The sequence below is a fragment of the Nitritalea sp. genome, assembly GCF_054166705.1.
This window is the reverse complement of record NZ_JBSZCV010000015.1, coordinates 194,919-207,514: the sequence shown is the minus strand read 5'-3', so window position 1 is coordinate 207,514 and position 12,596 is coordinate 194,919. Positions and strand designations below refer to the sequence as shown.

Below are 12,596 nucleotides of genomic sequence, written 5' to 3'. Positions count from 1 at the left end.
GGATAAAGGTTTATTCATTTTTGAATCTCAATTTTTAAATCGCACAAAAGAAGCTATTAAAGCCCTCTTTTGCTAATGATACTTGTTTCTTTCGGCTGATCGGCTCTACCTACGGCACATAGAAATGCTGCTCCAGACGCTGTGCCTGAAACTGCTCTAAGGCCGATGTACAGGTCCCCGGCTGCTTCTGCGTGAGGGCACGAACGCCTAACACAACCAGCAGCACATTCAGAATTAGTGCGATATAGACCAGCATTTTTTTCATACTAACGTTTACTCAGATTCTACGCCAAAAAATAAATACCCTATAAATAAAATGCATTCTAAATTGAAAACCAAATTTTATTTTAGTAAATACGCGAATAAAGCTCAGAATATACCGAAACCAACTATCCCTTTCTGCCAGCCTGTTGCTCTTCCCCCACAGTAATTGGGGATTTTTTTCCCCAAAATCAAGCCCCGTTTAGCGCGCTAAACCGCGCAAAACCCCTTCTGGAACCAAGACGGCCCATTTCCAACACAAGCCCAACCCAACTCCAGCAGCCAGAAAAAAGCGTACACCCCTGTAGAAAGTTGTCCGAAAACGCACATATTTCTTGGAATTCCGAGCAGCCGTCAGAAACGTCATAGGCATCGTCTGCCCTCCTTCCACGAACAAAAACTGCCCCTGAAGCCCAAAAAAGCATCTTTTCCCCTGACAAGATAAGAATCCTTTCCTGACCTGACTCCCACAATAGGCTTTTGGTACACTTTTTCCCCTACTGCTGACAAATCCCCCATAAAATGAAACGTGTACCTACCCCCTTACTGCCCTGCCACTGGCACTGGATCGCCAGCAGCACCTTAGAACTGCTCAACCGCCGTCCTTTGGCGCGAGCCGAACTCCTGGAAATATTCGGAAAGGCTCCGCTCTCCTTAAAAGAAGGGGGCTACTTGCTGCTGCTACACCGGCTAGAAAAAAGCCAGTACCTGGAAAGACGCTCCTTTGCAGGTGAAAATCCTCAGGTGACCACGCAAGCTAAGGAAGCCTCTCTGACACCTAATCAGAGCACCAAAGAATGGGAAGAAAATACCGCTGTCACGCGCTATTTTATCAGTGAAAAAGGGAAAAACGCCCTAAAAACAGTAACATTGCAGCGGCAGCTGCTCCAAGCATTCCTTCAGCCCTACCTAAGCCCCGATCAGCCATGAAGAAAACGATCAGCATTAACATCTCCGGCATCCTTTTCCATATCGAAGAAGATGCCTACAGCCAGCTCAAACGCTATCTAGAGAATATCCAGCGCCATTTTAGCAGCTACCCCGATGGCAGTACCGTCATTCAAGACATCGAAACACGCATCGCCGAAATCTTCCTGTCGAAGTTGAAAAACAACAAACAAGTCCTTACAGCAGAAGACGTAGGCCTCTTAATCGAAAAAATGGGTAAAATCGCTGATTTTCAGGCTGTGGAGCGCCTAAACGAAAAAGAGGACTTCGGGTTTGGGACCGAAAAAGAGCAGGGTAAGCCTGAAAATGCGGAAGACCCTTTCGCCACCGGCCAAAAGGAAGGAGCCGGCAGCAGCGACTACCGCTACGTCACCCCCGACCCCAGTGCGCAGAAAGGTTATAAAAAACTCAGCCGTCTGCATCATGGAAAGGTCATCGCGGGGGTCTGCGCTGGCATCGCCCACTATGTCAAAATGGATCCCCTCTGGGTGCGCCTGATCGCTATCCTGCTGCTCTTCAGCGGCCGTATAACCTTCCTGAACCTAGACTCGCTCCAGGGTTGGGGTTGGCCAAACCTAAATGTCTACTTCGGGAATTTCGGGCTACTGGCCTATATTATCCTGTGGGTGCTGCTCCCGGTGAGTTATGAGCTGCCCGAAGATAAAACCATCAAAAAACTCTACCGCAATCCCGACGATAAGGTCATCGGAGGGGTGGCAGGAGGACTAGCGGCCTACTTCCAGCTCGACGTCATGATCGTGCGCGTAGGCTTTTTTCTGCTCGCATTCGTAGGCGGCACGGGGGTGGTCTTATACCTCATCCTCTGGATCATCACCCCTAGTGCGGCCAGCATTACCGATCGCATCCGCATGAAAGGAGAAGCCGTTACGCTCACTAAAATCGACGATACGCTGAAGCAAAACTTAGGCGCTCAGCCCGCGCAGCAGCAGGCAGGCAGCCCCCTCCTACAGCCTTTCCGCTGGCTGGGGAAAGCCCTGCAGGCTTTAGGGCAGGCATTAGGACCGCTGGGACTTGTTTTGATCCTGCTCTTACGCATCTTCCTGGGGCTTGTCCTTATGCTGGTGGGCATTGCCCTGATCTTCGCCTCCTTCGCCCTGGTTATCTCCTACTTCGGCCTTCAAGGTCCCTGGTCCGAAGGGGTACTTTACGACTGGCCTATACGTGAAATCAACGATGTGCTAAACCCCTATTTGGCTATCAGCCTAATGCTGGCGGTCTTTGTGCCAGGGCTGGCGCTATTCTTAGCAGGGGTGAGCGTCCTGATTCGAAAAAGTATCATAAACGGCAAGTTAGCCTTGATACTGTTTGGGCTTTGGCTCCTTAGCGTGCTGCTTTCCGGGCTAAATATCGGTTTCATCGCAAAGGATTTCCGCCAAAACGCCACCGTAGAAGAAACGTTTCACTACACAGCAGAGGCAGTTCCGCTCTTTCGTCTAGAGGGAGAAAAAGAGCAGGGGCGGGCCTCCGGCCAAAGGGACCGCGTCCAAGTCAGCCTACTGGCAAAGCCCGAAAAAACTACCCCAGAGGTACTACTGACAAAAAGATCCTCCGGCCCAGATCGAGAGCGAGCACGGCAGGCAGCGAAAGCCATCCCATACAGCCTCATGCTAGCAGATAGCGTGTGGGCCTTTCCGACGCACTTTGAGCAGCAAAATCCCCTCCGACAGGAAAGGCTACAGCTCGAAGTTCAGCTCCCCCATGAGTTTCCTTTCCGAATGGACCGCAGTATGAGCCGCGTCCTCCGCCAAACTCTCTATGCAAATGGCTACCGCTTACGGGACCTACAGGCGGAGCGGGTATGGGTCTTTAACCCGGAGGGCTTGCTCTGCCTAAACTGCCCCGAAAGCCATAAAAATAGCCCCGCCGACTCACTTTCACGTCAGCGTCACGAAAAGGCCTACTTTATGCGCTAAGCATGTAGACATTCTGGGCGAAAAACTGTAATTTCAACTAACACTGGCTTTTGCTGCTATTCTTTGGCAGCAATAGCCTTTTCTCACTGATTTTAACCAGACGACGATGAACGTTAAAGTGAAATTTTTAGGGGGTGCAGGTGGCACCGTTACAGGATCTAAATTTCTTTTAGAGCTGGATAACTTCCGCATCTTAGTGGACTGCGGCTTATTTCAGGGACTGAAGGAACTGCGCCAGCTTAACTGGGCCCCTTTCCCTGTGTCTCCGAAAAGCATCGACTGTGTGCTGCTCACCCATGCACATATCGACCATAGCGGCTACCTCCCCAGACTGGTGCGCGAAGGCTTCCATGGCCCAGTTTACTGCACGGAAGCGACCGCCGAGCTCACCCGCATCCTACTGCTGGACTCTGCCAAGCTTCAGGAGGAAGAAGCCGCTTATGCCCAGAAAAAGGGCTATTCCAAACATGAAAAACCCGAGCCCCTTTACCGTGTGGAAGAGGTAGAAAACACGCTGCCCCTGCTACAGCCCTACCCCTATCAGCAGACAGTGGAAATCGGCCCGGGGGCCAAAATCACCTTCTACCAAGCCGGCCATATCCTAGGCGCCGCGAGCATAAAAATAGTGATCCAAGGCCAGCAGCAAGAAAAGAAAATCGTTTTTTCCGGCGACCTAGGGCGCTTTCATGATCCCGTGCTCTATCCGCCAAGTCACGGGGCCTTTGCGGATATCTTATTCCTAGAAGCCACCTACGGCCATCGCCGCGCTCCAGAAACCGGACCAGAAGAAACCTTAGCCGCCGCCATCCGAAGTACCTGCCGCGCAGGTGGGGTGGCCATCCTCCCGTCCTTTGCGGTGGGCCGCACCCAGCTGCTACTGTACTACCTTTTCCGCCTGCAGCAGCAAGGCCGCATTCCCGATATCCCCATTTATGTGGATAGCCCCATGGCCATCGACGTCACGCGCCTCTACAAAAGCTTCGGCGAACTGCATCGCATCGGTGCCATGCTTGAGGAGGACAGCTGTAATCCCTTTCGGCACAAGCGCCTCCACTATGTCAGCAGCCAGGAGGGTTCCATCGGTCTGAATCAGCTACGCGGCGATGCCATCATCGTGTCCGCGAGCGGGATGGCCTCCGGAGGACGTGTGCTGCATCACCTGTATCATCGCCTGCCGCGCCCGCAGGATGCTGTGATTTTCGTGGGCCATCAGGCGCAGGGAACGCGCGGCAGGCGTCTGGTGGAGGGTGAGGAGTCCGTGCGCATGTATGGCATCGATGTCCCCGTACGCGCTAAAATCTACCAGATAGCAGGTCTCTCTGCACATGCCGATCAGCAGGAGCTCCTGCAGTGGGCCGCCGGCTTCGTGAGCAAGCCAAAACGCTGTTTCCTTATACATGGGGAGCAGGAGGCGCTGGAAACCTTGGGTGCGCAACTGGAGACGGAATTAGGCTGGCAGGTACAACTCCCCGCATACCTGGAAAGTGTGGCGCTATTTGAGGGCCTTTAATTTTTTTAACGTTTTTTAAACCCCCATGCAACCCTTTCGCTTCCTATTGCATCTACCTTATGAACACAGCCCGCTCACATGTTTTTTAAAAAGGATTATAGCGACGAGACATTTTTAGTCAAACAGTGCCTGAAAGGAGATGCTCAGGCACAGCGCTACCTGTACGAAAAACATGCACCGCGTTTTCTGAGCATCTGCCTACGCTACCTCCGGCAGGAAGATGTAGCTGAAGACGCCCTGATGGAAGGGTTCACCCGAATATTCGCTCGACTGGCTGACTTTAAGGGAGCAGGTAGCTTCGAAGGTTGGATGCGCAAGATCATCGTGAATGCTGCACTCATGCAGCTACGGAAGGAACGCCATCTGCTGCTTGAAGTGCTTCCCGAAGACACAGAAGCTATTGACCCCGCTAAGGCTCTCCCTAGCCCCGACTTGAGCGAACTGGCCTGCGCGGATATCCTTCGCCTGATCGACAGCCTACCGGTAGGCTACCGTACCGTCTTTAACCTGTACGCGATCGAAGGGTATAGCCACGCGGAAATCAGTTCCCTGCTAGGCATCTCTACGGGAACAAGCAAGTCACAGCTGAATCGCGCACGCACCTGGCTGCAGCAGAAAGTGCGCGCGCAAGAACAACCTTTAAAACAACGTGCTCATGGATAAGCGACACGAATGGGAAAATGCTTGGCGGCAGAAGCTGTCAGAAGCAGCACAAACGCCAAGTCCGGAACTTTGGGAACGACTGGAGACGGCCTTACCCGCAGCCCAAAAAACTCCCACGAAGCGCCTCCCGCTTTACCGTGCAGTAGCGGCCGGAATCGTGGTCTTGCTAGCCGCAGCTACCTGGTTACTGGTGGGACCTTCGGGAAAGGGGCTTTTGCCGCGAGCTGAAGAAGGTGGGGAGCTGGCGACTCGTACGGATACGGATTTGGCCGGGGGCCAAAGGAAATTGCAAACTCCTGATACGCCTGCGCCCACATTTGATTTGCAAGAGGATAGAACTTCTCGGTTACAATCGCAGGAGGCGATCACTTCCGATGAAAGCCTGAAATCAGATGAAGGAAGGGCGGCGCTTGCTGATCTAGGAGTCCAAGCCACCGGGGGTAAGCGTCCACAGCCCATGGAAGAGATCGGCTTAGGAAAAGGGCAGCAGCAGCAGCAGCAGGAAAACCTATCAAAGGAGGTGGCCAAAGGACAGCGTCAGCGGTCAGCAGAACAGTCCACCCCCTCTAGAGATACACGTTCCACACAAGTCTTGCCTGTACCAGCTCCCAAGCGCACACTTCCTGAGCAGGAAATGTTTCGGGTGGATTTAAACGGTTCTTTGGTGGCCGAAAGCAGGATGGAGAATGAGTTCCGTGCCGCATCCGGGAGTACACGATCAGAAAAACGTTCGGGCTTTCGCTTCATCGAAGAAGAAATGGACGGAGATGTCCGCGTGCTGCGCATTCCTGGCATCGGAGAACGCATTCAGCAAGCGCTGGCCACAGCGGAGCCAAAGCAGCGAGCGAACGGCCTACGCAGCCTCCAAGAAGCGAAAAACGAGTTTTTAGAGGGATTATTTGAAAAAAACATGGAATAACATCATCATGAAAAAAACAGGATACTTAGTTCTATTAGCCTTTTGGCTGGTGATGCAGGCTTTAGAAGCCCGCGCTTACACCTACGGAGCAGCGGCAGCTGACTCGGTTATCATTCAGTACCGCAACAGTGGCCGGGTGGCTGTGGCGATTCCCGCCGATGCCGATCGGGAGGCACTGAAAAACATGTCCTTAAATGAGCTCTTTCGTGCCTTAAATTTAGATGAAAAGGACTTAAGTGAGCTCGACGGGGTGAATTTCACACCTTCAGAAAGTGGCGAAAGCCCCATCTTCGGTGTAAAAGAAACCCCAGGTGTCACAGAGGTGCGTGTGGGTGGCATCGTGGTGACTGTAGACGAGACGAAAGGGAATACAAATGTGAATGTCATCCGCCGACGCCATCGAGAACCTGCTTTTCGCACCTATTTTAATGTAGATTTCGGAATCAATGCCTTCTTGGCCGAAGAAGGGGGCTTTGTCTCCAGCCAGGAGCCGATTTCAACACGCGGTTGGGGGAGTTGGAACCTGGGCCTCAACTGGTGGGCTTCGCAGCGACTGGTACGTGGCCTAAATCTGAATGCCTCCTTAGGAGCACAGCTGATGCGTTTTAATTTCGATAGCAGAAATACCCAGGTAATTCGTGGAGCAGATGGTGTAGAAGTCATCCAACGAACAGATGTTAACGCCCTACGCAGCAGACTCTTTGCTTCCTATCTGACGGCTCAGACGCTGATGGAACTGGACTTTGGGCGCATGCTCTATGGGCAATCTGGATTAGCCGTAGCCGTAGGTCCTTATGCAGGATACCGTCTGGGAGGCAGCTCTACTTTCGTATCCCGTCCCTTCGAAGGAGGCTCACGTAATCGCGACCGCATACGAGACGGCCTTTCCTTGAATAATTTCCGCTACGGAATTCGGGGCGAGGTAGACATCAAATACTTCCGCATCTATGTGATGTACGACCTAAACCCCCTATTTGAAAGCGGCGTAGACCCCGTCATTACTCCGATAAGCTTTGGTATAGTCCTATAAAATCACGAACCATGAGAACGTTTAACTACTTCAGCGTCCCTTTAAGTCTTTTCGTAATGCTTCTCTTTCATGCAGCGCTGCATGCACAGAGCCCCATTATCGATGTCAAGCGGCAGTTTTCGGGCATCCATACATTGGAAGTCGAAAGCGCCTGGCTGGAGATCAGCTACGAAGGGATTGCCGGTAAAGAAGATTTGGAGGCCCATGCTTTCTTGAAAGGTAATTTCCAGGACGTTGACATCCTCTTCGTGGAAGTGGAAGGAGTCTTAAAAGTGGCCTACCGGCAAAAGTCCGGCCGTACCACAGTGATCAACAGCCGTGATCAGGGATTTATTCGTATGAAAGGTCCAGAGCAACTTGAAATGCGACTCAGTGCAGGCTCCGGAAAGGTGCAAGTGAAGGGCATAAAGGGTCAGGTTTTCCAAGCCGAAATCGGCTCTGGAAATTTAAAGGCAGAAAAAGTCCATGTTAGCACCTTAGAGCTGGTCGGACGCTCTGGCATCTTAGAGCTTGTAGACACACGCGGAGATCTATCGGGAAAGGTCTCCAGCGGTAGCATGCGCCTCGATCGACATACAGGAGATGTGAATCTGCAGGCCTCTAGCGGAACCCTTCGGGGTATAGATATCAATGGTGTCTTAGCGCTCAGCCTGAGCTCGGGCTCAGCCAATTTCTCGAATGTGGACAAATTACAAGCCGCTAAAGTAAGCTCGGGATTGATGACCTTTTCCAATACAGGCTTATTACCCTCTACTACACTTTCCTCCAGCTCAGGGAACATTCGCATCCAAACGGACGACAATCTGCGCGATTATCGCTATGACTTAAAGGCCGGAAGTGGACGTATCCGCATAGGCGATCTCTATAGTGGCTCTTCCATCCGTGTCTCCCCACAGGAGGAAGACCAAGCATTTATAAGTGCGACAGTCTCTTCTGGCCTGATCCAAGTGGTCAATTAAAAACTGCTAAAGAGCTGAACGGCACAGTTCTTCCCCTGCTACGTTTTTCGCTAGCCCTGGCCGATGGTCAGGGCTTTTTTACATAAACGTTTACGTTACATTAGCTACGTTTGATTTATAGGGAATATATTTACTGCTAAAATTATGCAGTATGTCGTCTGACAAGGTGCAAAAGGCATTATTTTTTAGTAGGATTCGGCACTCACCCTATACGTTTTCGAAGCTGTTCTACCATTTTACGTTCATCCCCTTTTAAGCGCAGCAAGCGCACGATACGATCTGCCGTCGGCTTGCCTAGGGACATAAAAATAATGACGGCAGCAAAGCCTAAAGTAAACATATTATCCTGAAAAAGAAACAGCCCCGCTGTCAGCAAGAGGCCACAAATAAAAAGAGTCACAAAACGCTGAACACTCGCTCCCGTATAGCGCTCCATCTTTTCCTCGATCGGCATGCTTGCACTTTCTTTGGCTGGCTTAATCGCTCGATGAAAACGCACGTAATGCACCGCGATAAGTCCTATACTACCCCATAAAAGGGCATCCCGAAGCCAAAGAGACAGTTCGGGAACAGGCACTTCCACCACATCACTGGAAACATATAGATACACGATAATAAAAGGCACCAAAGGGACTGCGATAAGCGCCATTACTACTTTTTCTGTAGCTTCAAAACGCTTACGCAGCACTGCATTTTCTAACTCTTCCATTACTCAATTATGATTTTGACATCGTCACTCTCCGGCTTGGCCGAACAGCAGAGTACATAGCCATCGGCCAATTCAGCTTCACTCAGGCCGGCGTCCTCCGACATGGTGACCTTACCTTGAACGACACGCCCACGACAAGCAGTACACAAGCCACTTTGACAGCTGTAGGGCATGTTTAGCTCTTGGTCCAAGCCAGCCTCTAAGATGGTTTTATCAGGGTTTACTTCTACCTGGTACTGCTCGCCCTCAAGCGCTATTTCTACCGTACGCGTCAAGGCGGGTGCGGAAGCCTCCCCTCCTTCTGGTAGCGCCTGCTTTTCCAGATAAAAACTCTCTTTGATACGTTGTGCTTTGGGCCAGCCGGCCCCTTCTAATACTTCCTCAGCGAGGTGCATCAGCTGCTCAGGACCACATAAAAAGGCTAAATCCTGCGCCCCCACAGTCGCTAATCCGTGGGCATTTAGATAAGCCTTTAGGCCTGCGGCATCCATTCTTCCCGAGAAACCACTTTCTGTACGCTCCTCTCGGCTCAAAAAATGTAGTACCTGCAGGCGTCCTCCCGATTCCTGCTCTAGCTTGGCCAAAGCATCACGAAAAATGATTTCCTCACGGGTTTTACTTGCATACAGCAAATGAACCTTGGAGAGTGGCTCATTTACTAAAATCGACTTGATCAGCCCCATCATCGGGGTGATGCCGCTTCCCCCTGCTAACAAGAGAAAGTTACGCGTATTTTTACTATGAAAATTACAAGTGAAATTCCCTAAAGGCTTCATCACCTGAATCGTTTTCCCAGGAAAAATCTGATCATTTAGGTAGTTGGAAACCACGCCGCCGGGCACACGCTTTACGGCGATCGCAGGAAAGGGATCCACAAAGGGGCTCGTGCACAAGCTATAAGAGCGGCGTACTTCTTTCCCTTCTATCGATAAAATCAGGGTTAAAAACTGCCCCGGCTGATAGGCCAAATAAGGTTCCGGCTGCTCGAAATGCACGCTAACCGTATCCTCCGTTTCCCGAACTACCTCGCGCACGCGCAAAGACAGGTAGGTAGGGGCGATTTCTTCTTCTTTTTTCTTCCTTTTAAATAATCCGAACATGTGCAGCTACTTAAGATGGGCCGTAACAAAACGCAAAATTACACCTGCTTTCTGAATTTCGGTCATGTACGGCATTTTATTCCTTTAGGGAACAACAAATAATTCGGAAACAGGTTCGATTTTACGCATAAAAGCACCTGCTAAATTTGGCTTGCACTTCGCTATGCCTAAACATTTAGCCAGTAGGTCAGCTTTAGAATCAGGGCTCGGTTTTTTACCAGCATATTTTCTGGCGAATAATTATCGGTGTAGACGATAAACAAGTCCGAAACTGGCTTAAAGCGCCACTGAAAACGCGTATTCACATTAACATTATCGATCTGATTATTGTACTGTACGAAGGTACTGAGAAAGACTTTATCGGTAAATGCCAGCTCCACGCGGGGGCCGATCAGCCAGAGATCTGCATTGTTATAGGGCGCTGGGAAGCGCAAAATATTGTGCTCGGCAGCCATGGAGACATTGCCGTAAGGCTGAAACCGATAATTTAAAAAAGCATTAAAGTAGGTACGTGTGCCGTTAAAGAAACCGCCATTATAGGCTGATAGGCTATAGTTAAAGAGTGCGCGCCTATCCGATGTGTAGGTGGCCCCATAGCGGGTAAAACGAAAATCAGAGCCTGTAGCCAGACGCTCCCCACCCGTGCGTGTAGGATCGAAGGGAGCGAAAAGATAGACATATTCATTAAAAACACGTGCTTGAAAATTACTGGTGTTTTTAAAGTAAAGCCGATAGACGAAGCTAACTTTTTCGTCGGTCTTTTGACCGAAAGCATCATCGGTATACAGGTCATACATTACCTGAAGCGTCTGCTGGAAAATTTTGGAACTTTGGCCATGCAGTATACGGTAGCGTACAAAGGGCTCTAGGCGCCAGTAACCCCGTCTGGGAACGAAACCAGTCTCCGCATTAAAGCCCTCGCCGACATACTCGTGATTCCAGTGGATGGTCCAGTTTTTTGTATTATACCCCAGATAACTTCCATGTGCGCGGGCATCTCCCTGCTGATCGGGGGAAAAAGACTGATGGTAGAAAAATTTACCCGTCCATTTGTTGTCTTTCGAAGCCAAGTTATAATCCAAGCCAACCACTCGATTAAACGCCGGTCGCGGATTGCTTTGATCCAGCTCTGGGCTAGTCGTATTCATACGGTTCACGAATATGGCCCCGATGTTCGAGCGGGAAAATACTTTACGCTGAACGGAAGCGACGGTAAAATTTTGGCCGGGGAAGCCGATGCCCTCCTCCTCTGCTGTCTGCATGTTCATGACGCCCAAGCGGGTATTATCCCCGAGGTTTCCATTTAAGCGAGCCCCATACAGAATCCTGTTGTTCGTGCTCCGGCCGATGCTGTCTGTGGCGATGCCGATTCTTCTGGAGAAGAACGGTCGTATCTGGCGAAAGCCAAAATCCCCAAATAAATCTTCATTTTCAAGAAAAAACTGCCTGCGCTCCGGAAAAAAGAGCTCAAAGCGGTTTAAATTGGTCTGCTGCTGGTCCACCTCCACCGTAGAAAAGTCCGGGTTAAAGGTCAAGTCTAAATTCATGGAAGGGCTCAGCGCTATTTTAGCATCGAAACCAGCGTCCATGCCGCCGGAATACGCTTGCTCGGTGCGGAAATCCCGCGACGTGTTGGCAGCGAGGTACGGAATCACCGCAATATTTGTTCCTGGCTTTTTTAAGGGCTGCTCCCAATTGAGATCTCCCGTGAAGGCCAGGCTGGTGTAGCGCTGATTAACTGGCACAGGTGCCCAAGTGCTGCGCTCGAAGGTTTTCCGGTCGTTCCGAATAAAATTAGCCTTCCAGTAGGTGGAGCCCTCCGAGTAGCGTAAGGTCTTAAAGGGGATGGCCATCTCCACCTCCCAGCGATCGTCGTAGCGCGTCACGGCAGAGTACCATTTATTATCCCACACTTGCGAGACCCGCTCGCCATTATTAATGAGCCCCTCCATCTGTACATTATAGGGATTCACCGCGAAGATAAAGCCATTCGTCCCATCATCATAGGGTCCTAAAAGAATGGCGAAGGCATCGTTTTCATCGAAATTAAAATCCCGGCGCAGTGAGGTAATCACATAATCTCCAGACTGATTCCCCGTGTAAAGAACAGCGCCCACGTACATAAAATCTTCATCGTATTTCACATATACCTCAGTCGGCTGACTGGCAGGCAGGCCCTCATTCGGCATCTGCTGGATAAAATCCCCCATCATCTCAGCCCCTTGCCACTCCACTTCGTCAAGCTGCCCGTCGAGCATAATCGTCCCCAGCATCTTCAGCACCTGCACATCGAGCACCTTCTCTTGCTTGCCGCTGCCTCGCGCTGCGGTCTCCTTTTCTTTATCCTTCTTATCTCCTTCAGCCTGGACCACACCTGCGCAAAGGAACAGCAGCCAAGCTGCAAAAAAGCGGTAAGCGTACACTGGGTTTATAAACATAGTGCAAGGATAACACTTTTTTCCCCTGGGTGTTTCAGCACTTTTTTTTTCGGTGTTACGCGGTGAATGAGGGAAAAAAATGCAGGCTGAATGGAAGGCATTTTTGGCCAAAAGGCCCCAAATTT

General features: G+C 50.8%; 11 protein-coding genes. 7 read left to right on the top strand and 4 right to left on the bottom strand.

From position 1 onward, the window contains the following. Positions 1–109: 109 nt before the first annotated feature. Positions 110–265 (bottom strand): hypothetical protein, encoded by a 156-nt coding sequence (locus ACXIT9_RS10825; RefSeq protein WP_458056246.1) that lies wholly within the window; start codon positions 263–265, stop codon positions 110–112. A 518-nt stretch (positions 266–783) separates the two neighbouring features. Between ACXIT9_RS10825 and ACXIT9_RS10820 the strand changes: the two genes are divergently transcribed. The 7 genes from ACXIT9_RS10820 to ACXIT9_RS10790 all read left to right on the top strand — a co-directional run bounded on the left by ACXIT9_RS10820 (position 784) and on the right by ACXIT9_RS10790 (position 8,224). Beyond that, positions 784–1,191, top strand: coding sequence for a hypothetical protein (locus ACXIT9_RS10820; protein ID WP_458056245.1), 408 nt, complete (start codon positions 784–786; stop codon positions 1,189–1,191). After that, entirely contained in the window at positions 1,188–3,143 is a 1,956-nt protein-coding gene (locus ACXIT9_RS10815; RefSeq protein WP_458056244.1) for a PspC domain-containing protein, read from the top strand. Before ACXIT9_RS10820 ends, ACXIT9_RS10815 begins: the two co-directional genes overlap by 4 nt. Before the next feature lie 106 nt (positions 3,144–3,249). Beyond that, positions 3,250–4,653 carry an MBL fold metallo-hydrolase RNA specificity domain-containing protein gene (locus tag ACXIT9_RS10810; RefSeq protein WP_458056243.1) on the top strand — a complete coding sequence of 468 codons (1,404 nt, stop codon included), beginning with the start codon at positions 3,250–3,252 and terminating at the stop codon, positions 4,651–4,653. A gap of 78 nt (positions 4,654–4,731) precedes the next feature. After that, positions 4,732–5,316: an RNA polymerase sigma factor gene (locus ACXIT9_RS10805; protein WP_458056242.1), complete on the top strand. Its 585-nt coding sequence runs from the start codon at positions 4,732–4,734 to the stop codon at positions 5,314–5,316. Continuing rightward, the gene (locus tag ACXIT9_RS10800) at positions 5,309–6,235 is read left to right on the top strand and encodes a hypothetical protein (RefSeq protein WP_458056241.1); all 927 of its coding nucleotides are present in this window, start codon (positions 5,309–5,311) and stop codon (positions 6,233–6,235) included. The genes ACXIT9_RS10805 and ACXIT9_RS10800 overlap by 8 nt, the downstream gene beginning before the upstream one ends. Before the next feature lie 7 nt (positions 6,236–6,242). Continuing rightward, positions 6,243–7,265 (top strand): hypothetical protein, encoded by a 1,023-nt coding sequence (locus ACXIT9_RS10795; protein ID WP_458056240.1) that lies wholly within the window; start codon positions 6,243–6,245, stop codon positions 7,263–7,265. 11 nt (positions 7,266–7,276) lie between these two features. Beyond that, positions 7,277–8,224 (top strand): DUF4097 family beta strand repeat-containing protein, encoded by a 948-nt coding sequence (locus tag ACXIT9_RS10790; protein WP_458056239.1) that lies wholly within the window; start codon positions 7,277–7,279, stop codon positions 8,222–8,224. 202 nt (positions 8,225–8,426) lie between these two features. On the opposite strand, the gene ACXIT9_RS10785 is transcribed toward ACXIT9_RS10790, so the two are convergent. The 3 genes from ACXIT9_RS10785 to ACXIT9_RS10775 form a co-directional block, all read right to left on the bottom strand. After that, positions 8,427–8,933 carry a hypothetical protein gene (locus ACXIT9_RS10785; RefSeq protein WP_458056238.1) on the bottom strand — a complete coding sequence of 169 codons (507 nt, stop codon included), beginning with the start codon at positions 8,931–8,933 and terminating at the stop codon, positions 8,427–8,429. Next, positions 8,933–10,033, bottom strand: coding sequence for a 2Fe-2S iron-sulfur cluster-binding protein (locus tag ACXIT9_RS10780; RefSeq protein ID WP_458056237.1), 1,101 nt, complete (start codon positions 10,031–10,033; stop codon positions 8,933–8,935). The genes ACXIT9_RS10785 and ACXIT9_RS10780 overlap by 1 nt, the downstream gene beginning before the upstream one ends. 167 nt (positions 10,034–10,200) lie before the next feature. Beyond that, the gene (locus ACXIT9_RS10775) at positions 10,201–12,471 is read right to left on the bottom strand and encodes a DUF5916 domain-containing protein (protein ID WP_458056236.1); all 2,271 of its coding nucleotides are present in this window, start codon (positions 12,469–12,471) and stop codon (positions 10,201–10,203) included. Between the last annotated feature and the right edge of the window lie 125 nt (positions 12,472–12,596).

Excerpts from the sequence above, each read along its gene's own strand:
- ACXIT9_RS10825 (WP_458056246.1), bottom strand. The coding sequence starts at position 265 with ATGAAAAAAATGCTGGTCTATATCGCACTAATTCTGAATGTGCTGCTG.
- ACXIT9_RS10820 (WP_458056245.1), top strand. The coding sequence starts at position 784 with ATGAAACGTGTACCTACCCCCTTACTGCCCTGCCACTGGCACTGGATC.
- ACXIT9_RS10815 (WP_458056244.1), top strand. The coding sequence starts at position 1,188 with ATGAAGAAAACGATCAGCATTAACATCTCCGGCATCCTTTTCCATATC.
- ACXIT9_RS10810 (WP_458056243.1), top strand. The coding sequence starts at position 3,250 with ATGAACGTTAAAGTGAAATTTTTAGGGGGTGCAGGTGGCACCGTTACA.
- ACXIT9_RS10805 (WP_458056242.1), top strand. The coding sequence starts at position 4,732 with ATGTTTTTTAAAAAGGATTATAGCGACGAGACATTTTTAGTCAAACAG.
- ACXIT9_RS10800 (WP_458056241.1), top strand. The coding sequence starts at position 5,309 with ATGGATAAGCGACACGAATGGGAAAATGCTTGGCGGCAGAAGCTGTCA.
- ACXIT9_RS10795 (WP_458056240.1), top strand. The coding sequence starts at position 6,243 with ATGAAAAAAACAGGATACTTAGTTCTATTAGCCTTTTGGCTGGTGATG.
- ACXIT9_RS10790 (WP_458056239.1), top strand. The coding sequence starts at position 7,277 with ATGAGAACGTTTAACTACTTCAGCGTCCCTTTAAGTCTTTTCGTAATG.
- ACXIT9_RS10785 (WP_458056238.1), bottom strand. The coding sequence starts at position 8,933 with ATGGAAGAGTTAGAAAATGCAGTGCTGCGTAAGCGTTTTGAAGCTACA.
- ACXIT9_RS10780 (WP_458056237.1), bottom strand. The coding sequence starts at position 10,033 with ATGTTCGGATTATTTAAAAGGAAGAAAAAAGAAGAAGAAATCGCCCCT.
- ACXIT9_RS10775 (WP_458056236.1), bottom strand. The coding sequence starts at position 12,471 with ATGTTTATAAACCCAGTGTACGCTTACCGCTTTTTTGCAGCTTGGCTG.